Here is a 14,456-nt window from a genome sequence, read left to right on the forward strand (position 1 = left end):
GCGCATGGCAGGACCTGCCCGGAGTGCCGGATCATGCTGCGGTGTTGAGCGAGAAGGCCCTGGCCGAGCGCTTCGGCGAGGTGGTGCTGCCCCATCTCGGTGACGCGCTTGCGCTCGCCCGCTGGCTGACCGGCAACGCCGCCGATGCCGAGGACGTGGTACAGGAAGCCTGCGTGAAGGCGCATGCCGGCATCGCCGGCTATGCCGGCGGCAATGCCCGCGCCTGGTTGCTGACCATCGTGCGCAACACCGCCTACACCTGGATGTCGCGCAACCGGCCGCGCGGCATGCTCGCCGTCGGCGACCTCGGCGATCTCGACGAGATCGCCGCGGTGCACGGCACCAGCCTGCCGGACGAAGACGGTCCTGAGGCGAGCCTGATCGCCAGGGCCGATACGGCGGCGCTGGAGGCGGCGATCGCTGCACTGCCGCAGCCGTTTCGCGAGACCCTGGTGTTGCGCGATATCAACGGCCTCAGCTACCGCGAGGTAGCGGCCATGCTCGGCGTGCCGATGGGCACGGTGATGTCGCGGCTGGCCCGCGCCCGCGGCCTGCTTGTGTCTGAACTGGGGAGAACGCCATGACCGGCCATGATGACGGGCTGCCCAACGATCCCGAGGGCATCAGGCTGATGATCCACGCCCTGGTGGATGGCGAACTCGACGCGGCGGCAGCGCTGGCGGTGGAGCGGCGCATCGCCGCCGACCCGCGGCTTGCCGCTGAACACGCCCGCATCGTCGCCTTGCAGGGCGCGGTCAACCGCTTGCCGCGCCCCGATGTCGGCGACGCCTTTCGCGCGCGCATCGCGGCGATCGGCATGGCAGCCACGCCACAGCCGGCGCAAGACGAGGCGGAGCCGGGGTTGAGTGCCCCGATCGGGGGAGGCCAGAGGCGAAACGCCGAGACACGTGCTTCCCAGCGGATCCTGCCAAGGCCGCGCCGCTTCGGCTCGTTCGACTGGCGCGCGCTGGCGGCGTCGATCGTGGTCAGCGCGGTGTTGGCCAGCGGAGCGACGCAATGGGTGATGCTCAACAGCGCATCCGACAGCTTTGCCGCGGCGGTCGCCAGCGGCCATCGCCGCAGCCTGCTTGCGACGAGCCCGATCGACGTCGTCTCGTCCGACCGCCATACGGTCAAGCCGTGGCTCGACGCCCGAGTGGGCGTGTCGCCGCCGGCGCCGGACCTCGCCCAGGATGGCTTCGCGCTGATCGGCGGCCGCGTCGAGGTGATCGCCGACCGGCCGGTGCCGGCGCTGGTCTACCGTCACCGCGAGCACCTGATCACGCTGGTCGCCGAACCGCAGCAGGGCGGCGGCACGGCAGCGCCTGAGGATCTTTCATCAGGTGGCTTCTCGCTGGTGCACTGGAGCGACGGCGCCTTCTCCTACTGGGCGATCTCCGACATGGAGCGCCCCGAACTCGACGACTTCGTCGCCCGCTTCCGCAAGGCGGCGACGTGAGGACGATCCTGCCCCTTTACTGATCCCACCGCCCTGATAGGTCCTCCAGTGTACGATGCCAGTTGAGAAATCGCCGGCTCACGGCGCGCATTTGCGCGGCCCGGCCCGGCCGGATTACCGCCTGGCCACTGCTCGCAGTCTTCAAAAAACAATAACTTTACAAATATTCGTGCATGTGTGAAGTTATGAGAATTGAAGGGTCGATCATGACAGCCAACCGTTTCGCCACGCGCCTGAATTCCTTTGCCTCGCGGCCACAGGCCGAATGGCCCGATCTCACCGGCAAGCCGTCACTGATGCAGATGGCAGCGCGTGCCGCCAGAGTTGCCGGGCTGACCGACCTCGATCTGAATTTCCCCGACCATGTCCGCGAAAAGCCCGCCGAGATCGCGCGGAACCTTGGTGACCTTGGCCTTTCCATCAATGGCTTTGCCATGCGCTACTACTCCAACCCGGCCTTCAAGCTCGGAGCCTTCACCAATCCGGATGCGGCGGTGCGCCGTGAAGCGATCGACATGACCAAGGCCGGCATCGACGCCGTGCGCGAGGCCGGCGCCAGCCTGATGACGCTGTGGCTCGGACAGGATGGCTTCGACTACGCCTTCCAGGCCGATTATGCGGCACTATGGCAACACGAAATCGACGGAATTCGTGAAGTTGCGGCGCATGACCCCGGCTGCCAGATCAGCCTGGAGTACAAACCCAACGAGCCGCGCTCCTACAGCCTGATGCCGGATGCAGCGACGACCTTGCTGGCGATCCGCGAGGTCGGCCTGCCCAATCTCGGCGTCACGCTCGACTTCGCCCATGTGCTCTATGCCGACGAGCAGCCGGCTTTCGCCGCCGCCCTGGTGGCGCGTCACAGCAAGCTGCTCGGCGTGCATCTCAATGACGGCTACGCTAAACGTGACGACGGCCTGATGGTCGGCGCCGTGCACACGCTGCAGACGATCGAACTGCTCCGCCAGACCCGCAAGGACGGCTACGCCGGCGCCATCTATTTTGACACCTTCCCCGACATGACCGGGCTCGATCCGGTGCACGAGTGCGAAGTCAACATTGCCACCGTGAAGCGCATGCTGCGGGTCGTCGACCGGATCGACCAGGACAACCGCCTGGCCGCCGCTGTCGACCGGCAGGACGCGGTGACGTCGCAGGCCATCATCCAGGAAATCATGCTCGGTCCGGACAGCTGAGGCGTCCAGGAAAACTGACGCGTCAGGAGCCGCCACCGTTCAACAAGGCCACCGTTTTTCAACAAGGCCACCGTTTTTCAACAAGGGAGGAATACAATGAAATTTCTGCTAGCCACCACCGCCGCTGCCCTGATGGCGCTGTCGATCGGCTCGGCCTTTTCAGCCGAGCTTGCACCGCTCAATTCCGATACCGAGAAGGACCGCATCGACTGGTCGCAGGTGGAGGCCAAGTTCGGTGCATTGCCCAAGCTGCCCGACGGCACCAAGGCCGGCGCCGTCTCGAAGACGCTGACCAATGAATACTGGCGCTCGCTCGGCGAGGGCTACAAGGCGTTCGGCGACAAGGTCGGCGTACCCGTCGTCTATCAGGCGGCGCAGAGCGAAGGCGACCAGCTCGGCCAGCTCACCATCGCCGAGGGCCTGGTGACGCAGGGCTACAACGTGCTGCTCGTCTCGCCGCAGACGGACGCCAATCTGCAGCCGATCATGGAACAGGCCAAGGCTGCCAACGTCCCGGTCGTCAACGTCAACGACGCGGTCATCCCGCAAGCCGAGCACTATGTCGGCAATGTCCAGCGCGACAACGGCGTGCGCGTCGCCAAATGGTTCATCAAGAACCGCCCGAATGGCGGCAAGGTCGCCATCGTCGAAGGCCAGGCCGGCGTCTATGCCGCGGTACAGCGCACCGACGGCTTCAAGACCACCATTAGCGAGTCCGGCAAGTTCGAGGTCGTCGCCAGTGTTCCCGGCAACTGGGACCGCCAGACCTCCTATGACGCTGCCACCAACATCCTGCAGCAACATCCCAACCTGATCGGCTTCTATGCCAACAATGACGGCATGGCGCTGGGCATCGTCGAGGCGGTCAAGGCCGCCGGCCTGCAGGACAAGGTTGCAGTGTTCGGCACAGACGGCATCTCCGACGCCTATGCCTCGATCCGCGCTGGCGAGCTGACCGGCACGGTCGATAGTTTCCCGGTGCTGACCGGTGAGGTGGCGCTGGAAACCGCGCTGCGGCTTGTCGCCGGGCAGAAGCTGCCGCGTGTCGTGGCCACACCGCAGGCGCTGATCACCAAGGACAATGCCCACCGCTATTCCGGCGCCGGCGACGCCGTGCGCAAGGCGCTGATCGAGGACGCCGCGGCCGGCCACTAGCACAAGAAGATAGGGCGGGGCGGCGGGTGCCGGGCAGAGCATTTCGCTCGCAGCTGGCACCCTTGCCCGGAGAATGGAACCTCATGGCACCCCGGCTGCAATTCGACGGTATTTCCAAGCTGTTTCCGGCCGTGCGGGCGCTCAACGACGTGTCCTTCTCGGTTGGAGCCGGTGAAATCCACGGGCTGCTCGGCGAGAACGGCGCCGGCAAGTCGACGCTGCTGCGCATTCTGTCGGGCGTCTACAGGCCGACGGCAGGAAGCGTCCTTATCGACGGCAAGCCGGTCACGCTCGCCAATCCGGTCGCGGCGCGCGCGGCGGGCGTTGCCATGATCCATCAGGAACTGCAGCAGGTGCCGCGCCTCAGCGTCGCCCAGAACATGTTTCTCGGCCACCCGCTGACGCGCGGCCGCATCTTCGTCGCCCGGCTAGAACAGGAGCGCCGCGCCGCCGAGGCTCTTGCAGCCATCGATCCGTCCATCGATCCGGCGGCCCCCCTTGGCACGCTGACGGTGGCGCAGCGGCAGATCGTCGAGATCGCCCGCGCGCTGCTCGACCGCGCCCGCATCGTTGCCATGGACGAACCGACATCGAGCCTGACGCCGAGCGAATTCGAACGCCTGGCCGAAGTCATCACAGGGCTCGCACGCGACGGCGTGGCGGTTGTCTATGTCTCGCACAAGCTGGACGAGGTGTTCGGCATCTGCCGGCGCGCCACCATCATGCGCGATGGCGCGGTCGTCGATTCCGTGGATCTGAAAAGCCTGTCCGAAAAGGCGGTCGTGGCGATGATGGTCGGTCGCGAACTGGCACAGGAACAGCACCGCTCGCATGCCTCCGGCGAAGTCATGCTGAGCGTGCGCGGCCTTGCCTCCACGAAAGTCCGTGACGTTTCGTTCGACCTGCATCGCGGCGAGGTGCTCGGCATTGCCGGCCTCGTCGGCTCCGGGCGCACCGAGCTGCTACGGCTGCTGGCCGGCGTCGACCGCGCATCCGCCGGTACGATAGCAATCGACGGCAGAGCGGCACGATTTTCCAGCCCGCGCGATGCTATTGCCGCAGGCATCGGCCTGGTGCCGGAAGAGCGCAAGCGCGAGGGCATCGTGCCGCTGCGGTCGATCACCAGCAACATGGCGCTGGCCTCGATGGGCGTGTTCGCGCCGCGCGGCGTCATCGATCATATCAGGCTGAAACAGGTGGCGGCCGAGAAGATGAGCCGCGTCAATCTGCGGCCGTTCCTGCTTGACCGGTCGATCCAGCTGTTCAGCGGCGGCAACCAGCAGAAGGCGATCATCGGCCGCTGGCTGGCGGCGGGCACACGCATCCTCTTGTTTGACGAGCCGACGCGCGGCATCGATGTCGGCGCCAAGGCGGAGATCTATCACCTGATCGAGGAACTCGCCGCCGAGGGTCATTCGGTGGTCGTCGTCTCCTCCGAACTTCCCGAGGTGATCCGGCTTGCCGACCGCGTGCTGGTCATGCGCGACGGCACGATCGCGGCCGAACTCGACACAAGCGACATCAGCGAACAGGCGATCGCGGCGCACGCCATCCCGCAAACGCAAACGCCGGCCACACGGCCGGCAAGGCAGTAGGTGACGGATATGTCGGATACCACTCTTGTCCAGCCACGGGCCGAATTCCTGCGCGGGTTTTCCATGCGCGACGCCGGCACGCTGATCGGCCTTGTCGTGATCCTGGCCGTGTTCGGCGCGCTGGTGCCCGGCTTCTTCGCCGAGCGCAACCTGATCAACATCCTGCAGCAGTCGAGCATCAACGCCTGCCTGGCACTGGGCATGACGCTGGTCATCATCTCTGGTGGCATCGATCTGTCGGTTGGGCCGACGGCAGCACTCTCGGCCGTCATCTCGGCCTCGATGCTGGTCGCCGGCGTGCCGTTTCCGCTCGCCATCGCCGCCGGCTTCGCCATTGGCCTCGCCTGCGGCCTCGTCAACGGCGTGCTCGTCGCCTATGTCGGGCTGCAGCCCTTCATCGTCACATTGGGAACGCTCAGCACCTATCGGGCGCTGGCGCTGATCTACACCGGCGGCAATCCGGTGCTCGGCCTGCCCGCCAGCTTCCGCGCCATCTTCAACGGCTCGTTGTTCGGACTGCCGCTGGCAGTCATCATCGTTGCCGGCGTGGCCGTCGTCGCCTGGGTCGTGCTGAAGAAGACGCCTTTCGGCGAATATCTGCTTGCCGTCGGCGGCAATGAGGAGGCGGCCTATATTGCCGGCGTGCCGATCGCCCGCACCAAGATCGCCGCTTACATGATCTCCGGCCTGCTGGCGGCCCTTGCCGCGCAGATCTTGATTGGCCGGCTCGGTGCCGCCGAGCCCATCCTCGGCAATCTCTGGGAGCTCGACGCCATCGCCGCCGCAGCCATCGGCGGCGCCTCGCTGATGGGCGGCAAGGGCAGTGTCGTCGGCACCATTCTGGGCGCCGTCATCCTCGGCGCCATGCGCAACGGTTTGACGCTGATGAACGTGCAGTCCTTCTATCAGCTTCTGGCAACTGGTCTTATAATCCTCGCCGCGATGCTGATCGATCGTGTGACGAGGGGGCGTGGATGACCTTGAGCGGGCTGGACCTGAAAGCGGTAGGACCGCGCATCCGCATGATGATGCCGCATCTCACCCCGCTGGAGGCGAAGGTGGTGGAAACCGTCTTTGGCCGGCGCGGCTTTGACGAGAGCATTCCGCTGAAGCAGATCGCCGAGGAATCCGGCGTGTCGGAAGCGATGGTGGTCAAGATCGCCAAGAAGCTCGGCTTCTCCGGCTATCGCGACTTCCGCACCGCCGTCTATGAATACAGCCGCCTGCCGACCGCCGAAATGCACCAGGAATTGTCGTCCGACGACAGTTCGGCCGAGATCGTGCAGAAGGTGTTCCGCACCTCCATCCAGGCGCTGGAGGAGACGCTGGCCATCCTCGACATCGAGGATTTCGACCGTGCCGCCGATCTGCTCTACCGCGCCGGGAATCGCGACTTCTACGGTGTCGGCGGTTCGGCGCAGATCGCGCGCGACGTCTCGCACAAATTCCTGCGTATCGGCATCCGCGCATCGGTCTACGACGATTCGCACATGATGCTGATGTCGGCCTCGCTGCTTGGCGCGGACGACATCGCTGTCGGCTTCTCGCATTCGGGCAACACCTCAGCCGTCATTGATGCCATTCAGCTGGCCCGCAAGAACGGCGCACGGACACTGGCCATTACCAATTACGACAACTCGCCGCTGGCCGCGGTCGCCGACATCGTGCTGTGCTCGACCGCGCAGGGCTCGCCGCTGATGGGGGAGAACGCGGCGGCGCGCATCGCCCAGCTTAACATCCTCGATGCATTGTTCGTGGCGGTGGCGCAGCGCGACTATCAGGCGGCGGAGCGCAATCTCGGCCGCACCATGTCGGCGGTGGCATCGAAACGAAAAGACCGGGGCTCATGACACTGCCGACAACGCCGCTGGTGACCGTGTTTGGCAGCTTGCACTACGACATCATGGTCGACGCCCCCGATCGCCCGCGCAAGGGCGAGACGGTGACCGGCCATGCCTGGCACCCGAAATGCGGCGGCAAGGGCGGCAACCAGGCGGTCTCGGTGGCGAGGGCGGGTATGCGCGCGGCGATGATCGGCGCCGTCGGCGACGACGATTTCGGCACGGCGCTGCTGGCCAATCTCGATCGTGCCGGCGTCGACCGCCGCTTCGTTCGGGTGGCGCCGGGCGCCGGCTCCGGCATGAGCGTGGCGATCTTCGACGAAGGCGGCGACTATGGCGCGGTGATCGTCTCCGGCGGCAATTTGACGTTGAGCGACAAGGACATCGCGGCAGCCTCCGATGCGGTGGGACAAACTTCCGTGCTGCTTTTGCAGAACGAGGTACCGGAAGCCGCCAACATTGCCGCTGCACGCGCGGTGAAGAGACATGGCGGCCGCGTCCTGCTCAACGCCGCACCCGCACGCAAACTCTCGGGCGAATTGATCGAGCTCGTCGACATCCTGGTGGTCAACGCCATCGAGGCGGAATTCCTGGCCGGCCTGGCGGTGGTCGAAACACTGGAAGGTGCCTCGCAGGCGGCGCGGCTTCTGGTCGATCTCTGCCCGGCCGCGATCGTCACCGTGGGCGGCAAGGGCGTCGCCTGTTGCGACCGGAGCGCTGGAGCCTTCGCGTTGCCGGCCATCCCGATCAAGGTCGTCAGCACGCATGGCGCGGGCGACGAATTCGTCGGCGCGCTGGCCGCGGCGCTGGCCCGTGGCGAGGTCATGCGGGCGGCCGTCACCACCGCCAACGCCGCTTCGGCCTTGCTGGTCTCGACACCCGAGGCCGAGCGCGACCGGATCTGATATCTCGGCTCCAGGAGAGCACTTTTCGCCTTGCCGAACGACAGCGGCGGCCACGTATCCTTGCGGCACCGCCCGAATTCCGCTAAGGCGCGCCTTTGTCGCCAGGGAGCACAAGCTTGGACGATCAACGCGCCGACGTCGCCATCATCATGGGCAGCCAGTCCGACTGGGCGACCATGCGCCACGCGGCCGAAACGCTGGAGGCGCTCGGCATCCCGCACAAGCGGCTGATCGTCTCCGCGCATCGCACGCCCGACCGGCTCTATGATTTCGCCAAGGGCGCCAAGACTGCCGGTTACAAGGTGATCATCGCCGGCGCCGGCGGCGCGGCACACTTGCCCGGCATGACGGCGGCGATGACGCCACTGCCGGTGTTTGGCGTGCCGGTGGAATCGAAGGCGCTTTCCGGGCAGGATTCGCTGCTCTCCATCGTCCAGATGCCAGCCGGCATTCCGGTGGGAACGCTGGCCATCGGCAAGGCCGGTGCGACCAATGCGGCACTTCTGGCTGCCGCCGTGCTGGCGCTTTACGACGACAAGCTTGCCACGCGGCTGGATGCCTGGCGCGCCGCGCAGACCGCCAAGGTCGCGACTGAGCCGACGGATGCGTCGTGAGCCTGCCCGCCGGATCGACCATCGGCATCATTGGCGGCGGCCAGCTCGGCCGCATGCTGGCGATGGCCGCCGCACGCCTCGGCTACCGCACGGTGGTGCTGGAGCCGCAAGCGGATTGCCCGGCAGCGCAGGTCGCCAACCGGCAGATAACGGCCGCCTATGACGACCCGGCAGCGCTTGCCGAACTGGCGGCGGCGAGTTCCGTCATCACCTATGAATTCGAAAACGTGCCGGTCGCGGCTGCCAACGCGCTTGCCGCCAAGGTTCCGGTCCATCCGCCGGCGCGGGCGCTTGACGTGGCGCAGGACCGGGTGAGCGAAAAGACATTCCTCAACGGCATCGGCATTGCCACCGCCGATTTCCGCCCGGTCGACAATGACAACGAGCTGACGGCGGCGCTGAAGGCGTTCGGCGGCAGCGGCATATTGAAGACACGGCGTATGGGCTATGACGGCAAGGGCCAGCGCGTCTTCCGCAACATGGAAGCCGGCGGCTTTGCCGGCACCTGCGAGGCGATGGGCAATGTACCGCTGATGCTGGAAAGCTTCGTGCCGTTCGAGCGCGAGATTTCGGTGATCGCGGCGCGTGGGCTGGACGGCGCCGTCGCCGCCTACGATCCGGCGGAAAATGTCCACCGCAACGGCATTCTCCACACATCGACCTTGCCGGCCGCCATTGTGCCCGAAACGGCCGCCGCGGCACAGGCGGCGGCGTCGAAGATACTGTCGGCGCTCGACTATGTCGGCGTCATCGGCGTCGAGTTCTTCGTGCTGGCCGATGACTCGCTGCTGGCCAACGAGATCGCGCCGCGCGTGCACAATTCCGGCCACTGGACGGAAGCCGCCTGCAGCGTTTCGCAGTTTGAGCAGCACATCCGCGCTGTCGCCGGCCTGCCGCTGGGAGACCCGAAACGCCATTTTGACTGCGTGATGGAAAACTTGATCGGCGACGATGTGCTGCGTGTTCCGGCTTTGCTTGCCGAGCCCGATCTGATGCTGCATCTCTACGGCAAGGCCGAGGCTCGGCCCGGCCGCAAGATGGGCCATTTCACCCGGATCAGCCGTCGCGCCTAGCCCCGGAAAAGCGCTTTATTGCACGCCGTCGCTCTCGTCCTCTTCAGGGCTGGCGCAACTCGCATCGCCTTCCTCGCAATTGGCCGTGGCAGCGAGCTGCCTGGTGCGGTCATTGGTCAGCCTGGTCAGGCACTGCGAAACTTCCATCGAATGGATCGAGCCGCCCTCGCTGGCCGCGGTGGAATGAGCGCACTCGGCGTCGCGAAAGGTGATCCACGCCCGTTGCGCCGCCTGCAGCAATCTCTTGCTATCGGCATCGTCCGAGCTGATCAGGTCCTGGTAGGCCTTGTTCAGTCTGGCGTCGGCCGCCTGGTAGTCCTCCCCGGCACAGATGTTCATCATCTGCTGGCTGTCGTCGCCGCGATCGCATTCCTGCGCGCGGGCAACCGAAGCTCCCGCCAGCAAGGCAAGGCAGGCGGACAGGAAAATTCGGCGCATATTCATCTCCAAATCACTTCACGGCGGCCGCATCATCCCAGCCGTCCCGGGGCCGCGCAATGCCGCGAAGCCGACATGGCGGATATTTGATGATATGGGGCGGTCGAGCACGCTTGCGGTTGACACGGACAAGCCTCCTCGTTTATGAGCCACCCACAGTTCAAAGGCGCGTCTTCTGGCGCGCCTTAAAATTTCGACCCGGACCGGGTCCACACCGACAGGCAAGACCATGAAGATCAAGAATTCGCTCAAGGCGCTGAAGGCGCGTCACCGCGACAACCAGCTGGTTCGCCGCAAGGGCCGCATCTACATCATCAACAAGACCGCCCCGCGTTACAAGGCGCGCCAGGGCTGAGCTTTCGGCCGGAGGCTTTACGCCTCCGCCAATTGATGCTTGTCGTCGGCCCGCCGACCTCCTCACGCTAAAATCACTTTGATGTTCCGCCACCCGGGATTAGAGTCGGGCGATGCGGATTCTTTTTGCATTTCTGGCGATCTTCCTTGTTTCCGGTGGCGTCGCCTTACCGGCCCGGGCGGATGATCAGGCGGCTGCGCCGGCCGCCCCGGATACCCCACCGCCGGTGATGACGAAACAAGCGCGTCTCGACCAGCTGTTCAGCGACCTGAAGCGCGAGCGCAACGAAAAGGCGGCCGAGCGCATTGCCGGCAACATCTGGGGCGAGTGGTTCCAATCCGGCAGCGCCTCGATCGACCTGATGATGCAGTGGTCGCAAAAGGCCATCGAAAGCCAGAAATTCGACGTCGCGCTCGACTTCCTCGACCAGGTGGTGACCTTGCAGCCGGCCTATGCCGAAGGCTGGAACCGGCGCGCCACCGTGCATTTCATGATGAAGAACTACGGCAAGTCGATGTCCGACATCGACCACACGCTGCGGCTCGAGCCGCGCCATTTCGGTGCGCTGTCCGGCCTGGCGCAGATCATGGCCCTGACCGGCCACAAGCAATCGGCGCTCGAGGCCTGGCAGAAGGTGCTGGCCATCTATCCGATGATGCGCAGCGCCCAGGACCAGGTCGCCACACTGTCGGAAGAGCTTGCCGGCGAAGGCATTTGAATTAGGGAGTAGGCAGCAGGGAATAGGCATTAGGGGCTTGAGCTTCCCCTACTGCCTACTGCCTACTGCCTACTGCCTACTGCCCTACTCCAAAACTAATTCCCCTCCAGCCCGTATTTCCCCGCATGAACCTGATCTACGCCGCGCTCGCCTTCCTGATGGCGCTTGTGTTCAGCCTTGTCGGCGTCAGCCGCGTCGGCTCGTGGCTGATCGAGCGCCGTAACCCGCCGATCGGCGACGTCGCCGACATCGATGGCGCCCGCATCCACTATGTCCACGTGCCAGCGCCTGCAAACGCGGATCTGCCGCCGATCGTCTTCATCCATGGCGCCAGCGCCAACCTCAGGGATCAGATGCTGCCGCTGCGCCCGCTGCTCGAAGGCCGCGCCGAAATGCTGTTCTTCGACCGGCCGGGTTTCGGCTGGTCGGAACGCGGCCCGGGCAACAACGAAAGCCCGTCGGCGCAAGCCAACACCATCGCCGCGCTGATGGACCGTCTCGGCATGAAAAAGGCTGTCATCGTCGGCCATTCCTTCGGCAGCGCGGTGACGACGGCGTTTGGCCGCGAGCATCCCGACAAAACGCTTGGGCTGGTTTTCCTGGCGCCGGCCACCCACCCATGGCCGGGCGGCGCAACCTCCTGGTATTATGATCTGACGACCATTCCGGTCCTCGGCCGGCTGTTTTCCGAAACCCTGACCTATCCGACGGGAACACTGCGGATGGCTGATGCCACGACCTGCGTCTTCTCGCCCAACAAGGTGCCGGACAATTATCTCAGCTTGGCCTCGATCCCGCTGGTGCTGCGGCCATCGGCCTTTCGCGCCAACGCCACCGACGTCGCCGGGCTCTATCGCTATGCCTTTGGCGCGGCACCCCACTACAACGAGATCAAGGCGCCGACCGTGGTCATTTCGGGCGACCGCGACAAGGTCGTCTATGCGGAGATTCATTCGGTCGGCCTGGCGCGCGACATTGCCGGCGCCGAGCTGTTCTGGGTGCACAATCTCGGCCACAAGCCGGACTGGATTGCCCCCGACCTCGTCGTCGGCGCCATCGCGAAGGTCGCCGGCAAGGACATCGACCTGCAGACACTGGCAAAGACTGTCGAGGCGCGCATCGCCGGCGACGCCTATGGCGTGGGCAGATGCGCCGACATCAAGGTGCCGCAGGCCGAACTCGCGCCAACCTGATCACGCCTGGTGGCCCAGACGAACCGATCTAGCGGCTGCTCTGCACGTCGGAACCAACATAGGCGATGCGCAGCATGTTGGTCGAACCCGGGGTCCGCAGCGGCACGCCGGCGGTGATGATGACGCGATCGCCCGGCTTGCCGAAACCTTCGTCGAAGGCGATGCGGCAGGCGCGGTTGACCATGTCGTCAAGGTCGATGGCATCGGGCGAGACGACGCAATGCGTGCCCCACAGCAGCGAAAGCCGCCGCGCCGTGTTGACGATCGGCGACAGGGCGATGATCGGCACTTGCGGGCGCTCGCGAGCGGCGCGCAGGCCGGTGGTGCCCGACGCGGTGTAGGTGATGATCGCCGACAGTTTCAGCGTCTCGGCGATCTCGCGGGCGGCCAGCGAAATGGCGTCGGCGCCGGTCGCTTCCGGCTCGGAGCGCTGCGCGTTGATGATGCCGGCATAGGTCGGATCGGTTTCGACCTTGGTGGCGATGCGGTCCATCATCGCAACCGCTTCGACCGGATATGCGCCGGCGGCGGACTCCGCCGACAGCATGATGGCATCCGCGCCCTCGAAAACGGCGATCGAAACGTCCGACACCTCGGCGCGGGTCGGCACGGGCGCTGTGATCATCGATTCCAGCATCTGCGTCGCCACCACCACCGGCTTGCCGGCACGGCGCGCCGCGCGCGTGATCTGCTTCTGGATGCCGGGCACCGCCTCGAGCGGCATTTCGACGCCGAGATCGCCGCGGGCGACCATCAGCGCGTCGGACAGTTCGATGATCTCGGCCAGCCGGGCAACGGCCTGCGGCTTTTCGATCTTGGCCATGATCAGCGCCCGGCCGCGTGCGATCTTGCGCGCTTCCGCCAGATCCTCCGGCCGCTGCACGAACGACAGCGCGACCCAGTCGACGCCTGTTGCCAGCACGGCGTCGAGGTCCTTGCGGTCCTTCTCGGTCAGCGCGCCGACCGGCAGGTCGGTGTCGGGCAGGCTGACGCCCTTCTTGTCGGAAATCGTGGTGCCGGCGATGACGGTGCAGACGATCGACTTTCCGTCGCTTCTCACCGCCTTCAGCTCGAGCTTGCCGTCGTCGATCAGCAGGCGATGACCGGCCTCGACCGAGCTCAGGATCTCCGGATGCGGTAGATAGACCCTGGTTGAGGTGCCGGGCTCGGGATTGTCGTCGAGCGTGAAGGTCTGGCCGACGGTCAGCACTTCCTTGCCATTGGCGAACTTACCGACGCGCAGCTTGGGGCCTTGCAGGTCGGCCAGGATGCCAATCGGCCGGCCGACCGCTTCCTCGACGGCGCGGATGCGTCCGACCAGCGTGCGCATCAGCTCGTGATCGGTGTGGCTCATATTGATGCGGAACACATCGGCGCCCGCTTCGAACAACTTCTTCAGCATCTCCTCGGACGAGGAGGCCGGACCGATGGTGGCTAGGATCTTGACCTTGCGGCTACGTCTCATTGACTGTTTGTTCCCGGGGCGGCTGGAGCGCCTCCCGTTGCGGGCTCATCGGTCAGCTGGACCATCCAGCTTGCCTGTTCGCCCGTGTCATATTCCTGGAATCCGGCGCGCTGGAAGCCCCGGGCGACGCAATCGGTTACGCCGGCGATCTTGAACTCTTTTTCAGCCACGCACATGTTGATCGGGCCGTCCCAGCGTCCGCCGCGCTCGGCGTCTTCTGCATAAAGATAGTAAAACCTTGATGACAGCGGCCCTTCGATCAGCGTTTTGCAGCTCGATCCCTCGATGTGCCACCAGCCCTCGGTGATCCAGCCAGCCTTGGCGCGATAGCCGATACCGACGCCGACCAGGTTCTGCGTGGCGTTGCAGACACGGAAATCGGCACGCGCGGGCGAGGCCATGACCACCGCCGACAGGCTCACCGCAAGGATCAGGAGCGGCATGGCAAA

16 protein-coding genes are annotated in these 14,456 nt (G+C 65.6%); 13 read left to right on the plus strand and 3 right to left on the minus strand.

The genetic code is table 11. The features are described 5' to 3' along the window. The first annotated feature begins 14 nt into the window (after positions 1 to 14). The 10 genes from ACFSQT_RS29855 to ACFSQT_RS29900 all read left to right on the plus strand — a co-directional run bounded on the left by ACFSQT_RS29855 (position 15) and on the right by ACFSQT_RS29900 (position 9,838). Positions 15 to 584, plus strand: a complete 570-nt coding sequence (locus ACFSQT_RS29855) for a sigma-70 family RNA polymerase sigma factor (protein ID WP_379024956.1) — start codon at positions 15 to 17, stop codon at positions 582 to 584. Then, entirely contained in the window at positions 581 to 1,459 is an 879-nt protein-coding gene (locus tag ACFSQT_RS29860; protein WP_379024883.1) for an anti-sigma factor family protein, read from the plus strand. Before ACFSQT_RS29855 ends, ACFSQT_RS29860 begins: the two co-directional genes overlap by 4 nt. A 206-nt stretch (positions 1,460 to 1,665) precedes the next feature. Continuing rightward, positions 1,666 to 2,655, plus strand: a complete 990-nt coding sequence (locus tag ACFSQT_RS29865; protein ID WP_379024885.1) for a sugar phosphate isomerase/epimerase family protein — start codon at positions 1,666 to 1,668, stop codon at positions 2,653 to 2,655. 96 nt (positions 2,656 to 2,751) lie between these two features. Beyond that, on the plus strand, positions 2,752 to 3,810 hold the full coding sequence (locus ACFSQT_RS29870) for a sugar ABC transporter substrate-binding protein (protein WP_379024887.1): 1,059 nt from the start codon (positions 2,752 to 2,754) through the stop codon (positions 3,808 to 3,810). An 83-nt stretch (positions 3,811 to 3,893) separates the two neighbouring features. Next, entirely contained in the window at positions 3,894 to 5,405 is a 1,512-nt protein-coding gene (locus ACFSQT_RS29875) for a sugar ABC transporter ATP-binding protein (RefSeq protein ID WP_379024889.1), read from the plus strand. Between the two features lie 9 nt (positions 5,406 to 5,414). Beyond that, positions 5,415 to 6,383, plus strand: a complete 969-nt coding sequence (locus ACFSQT_RS29880) for an ABC transporter permease (protein ID WP_379024891.1) — start codon at positions 5,415 to 5,417, stop codon at positions 6,381 to 6,383. Then, entirely contained in the window at positions 6,380 to 7,255 is an 876-nt protein-coding gene (locus ACFSQT_RS29885) for a MurR/RpiR family transcriptional regulator (protein WP_379024893.1), read from the plus strand. Before ACFSQT_RS29880 ends, ACFSQT_RS29885 begins: the two co-directional genes overlap by 4 nt. After that, entirely contained in the window at positions 7,252 to 8,151 is a 900-nt protein-coding gene (locus ACFSQT_RS29890; RefSeq protein WP_379024895.1) for a ribokinase, read from the plus strand. Before ACFSQT_RS29885 ends, ACFSQT_RS29890 begins: the two co-directional genes overlap by 4 nt. Before the next feature lie 116 nt (positions 8,152 to 8,267). Then, entirely contained in the window at positions 8,268 to 8,765 is a 498-nt protein-coding gene (purE, locus tag ACFSQT_RS29895) for a 5-(carboxyamino)imidazole ribonucleotide mutase (RefSeq protein ID WP_379024897.1), read from the plus strand. Continuing rightward, positions 8,762 to 9,838: a 5-(carboxyamino)imidazole ribonucleotide synthase gene (locus ACFSQT_RS29900; protein ID WP_379024899.1), complete on the plus strand. Its 1,077-nt coding sequence runs from the start codon at positions 8,762 to 8,764 to the stop codon at positions 9,836 to 9,838. The genes purE and ACFSQT_RS29900 overlap by 4 nt, the downstream gene beginning before the upstream one ends. A 15-nt stretch (positions 9,839 to 9,853) precedes the next feature. Here ACFSQT_RS29900 and ACFSQT_RS29905 read toward each other — a convergent pair whose 3' ends face one another. After that, positions 9,854 to 10,276: a lysozyme inhibitor LprI family protein gene (locus ACFSQT_RS29905; RefSeq protein ID WP_379024902.1), complete on the minus strand. Its 423-nt coding sequence runs from the start codon at positions 10,274 to 10,276 to the stop codon at positions 9,854 to 9,856. 229 nt (positions 10,277 to 10,505) lie between these two features. Here ACFSQT_RS29905 and ykgO point away from each other — a divergent pair, with 229 nt between their 5' ends. The 3 genes from ykgO (at position 10,506) to ACFSQT_RS29920 (ending at position 12,542) form a co-directional block, all read left to right on the plus strand. Next, the gene (gene ykgO / locus ACFSQT_RS29910) at positions 10,506 to 10,631 is read left to right on the plus strand and encodes a type B 50S ribosomal protein L36 (RefSeq protein ID WP_006203764.1); all 126 of its coding nucleotides are present in this window, start codon (positions 10,506 to 10,508) and stop codon (positions 10,629 to 10,631) included. A gap of 112 nt (positions 10,632 to 10,743) precedes the next feature. After that, a complete protein-coding gene (locus ACFSQT_RS29915; RefSeq protein WP_379024906.1) occupies positions 10,744 to 11,349 on the plus strand; it encodes a tetratricopeptide repeat protein in 606 nt (201 codons plus the stop codon). A gap of 125 nt (positions 11,350 to 11,474) precedes the next feature. Beyond that, positions 11,475 to 12,542 (plus strand): alpha/beta fold hydrolase, encoded by a 1,068-nt coding sequence (locus ACFSQT_RS29920; protein ID WP_379024908.1) that lies wholly within the window; start codon positions 11,475 to 11,477, stop codon positions 12,540 to 12,542. A gap of 28 nt (positions 12,543 to 12,570) precedes the next feature. On the opposite strand, the gene pyk is transcribed toward ACFSQT_RS29920, so the two are convergent. After that, positions 12,571 to 14,007, minus strand: a complete 1,437-nt coding sequence (gene pyk / locus ACFSQT_RS29925; protein WP_379024910.1) for a pyruvate kinase — start codon at positions 14,005 to 14,007, stop codon at positions 12,571 to 12,573. Continuing rightward, a complete protein-coding gene (locus ACFSQT_RS29930) occupies positions 14,004 to 14,450 on the minus strand; it encodes a DUF1036 domain-containing protein (RefSeq protein WP_379024958.1) in 447 nt (148 codons plus the stop codon). The genes pyk and ACFSQT_RS29930 overlap by 4 nt, the downstream gene beginning before the upstream one ends. Between the last annotated feature and the right edge of the window lie 6 nt (positions 14,451 to 14,456).

It is taken from the genome of Mesorhizobium calcicola, from assembly GCF_042682105.1.
Taxonomy (GTDB): domain Bacteria; phylum Pseudomonadota; class Alphaproteobacteria; order Rhizobiales; family Rhizobiaceae; genus Mesorhizobium; species Mesorhizobium calcicola.

Excerpts from the sequence above, each read along its gene's own strand:
- ACFSQT_RS29860 (WP_379024883.1), top strand. The coding sequence starts at position 581 with ATGACCGGCCATGATGACGGGCTGCCCAACGATCCCGAGGGCATCAGG.
- ACFSQT_RS29865 (WP_379024885.1), top strand. The coding sequence starts at position 1,666 with ATGACAGCCAACCGTTTCGCCACGCGCCTGAATTCCTTTGCCTCGCGG.
- ACFSQT_RS29870 (WP_379024887.1), top strand. The coding sequence starts at position 2,752 with ATGAAATTTCTGCTAGCCACCACCGCCGCTGCCCTGATGGCGCTGTCG.
- ACFSQT_RS29875 (WP_379024889.1), top strand. The coding sequence starts at position 3,894 with ATGGCACCCCGGCTGCAATTCGACGGTATTTCCAAGCTGTTTCCGGCC.
- ACFSQT_RS29880 (WP_379024891.1), top strand. The coding sequence starts at position 5,415 with ATGTCGGATACCACTCTTGTCCAGCCACGGGCCGAATTCCTGCGCGGG.
- ACFSQT_RS29885 (WP_379024893.1), top strand. The coding sequence starts at position 6,380 with ATGACCTTGAGCGGGCTGGACCTGAAAGCGGTAGGACCGCGCATCCGC.
- ACFSQT_RS29890 (WP_379024895.1), top strand. The coding sequence starts at position 7,252 with ATGACACTGCCGACAACGCCGCTGGTGACCGTGTTTGGCAGCTTGCAC.
- ACFSQT_RS29905 (WP_379024902.1), bottom strand. The coding sequence starts at position 10,276 with ATGCGCCGAATTTTCCTGTCCGCCTGCCTTGCCTTGCTGGCGGGAGCT.
- ykgO (WP_006203764.1), top strand. The coding sequence starts at position 10,506 with ATGAAGATCAAGAATTCGCTCAAGGCGCTGAAGGCGCGTCACCGCGAC.
- ACFSQT_RS29915 (WP_379024906.1), top strand. The coding sequence starts at position 10,744 with ATGCGGATTCTTTTTGCATTTCTGGCGATCTTCCTTGTTTCCGGTGGC.
- ACFSQT_RS29920 (WP_379024908.1), top strand. The coding sequence starts at position 11,475 with ATGAACCTGATCTACGCCGCGCTCGCCTTCCTGATGGCGCTTGTGTTC.
- pyk (WP_379024910.1), bottom strand. The coding sequence starts at position 14,007 with ATGAGACGTAGCCGCAAGGTCAAGATCCTAGCCACCATCGGTCCGGCC.
- ACFSQT_RS29930 (WP_379024958.1), bottom strand. The coding sequence starts at position 14,450 with ATGCCGCTCCTGATCCTTGCGGTGAGCCTGTCGGCGGTGGTCATGGCC.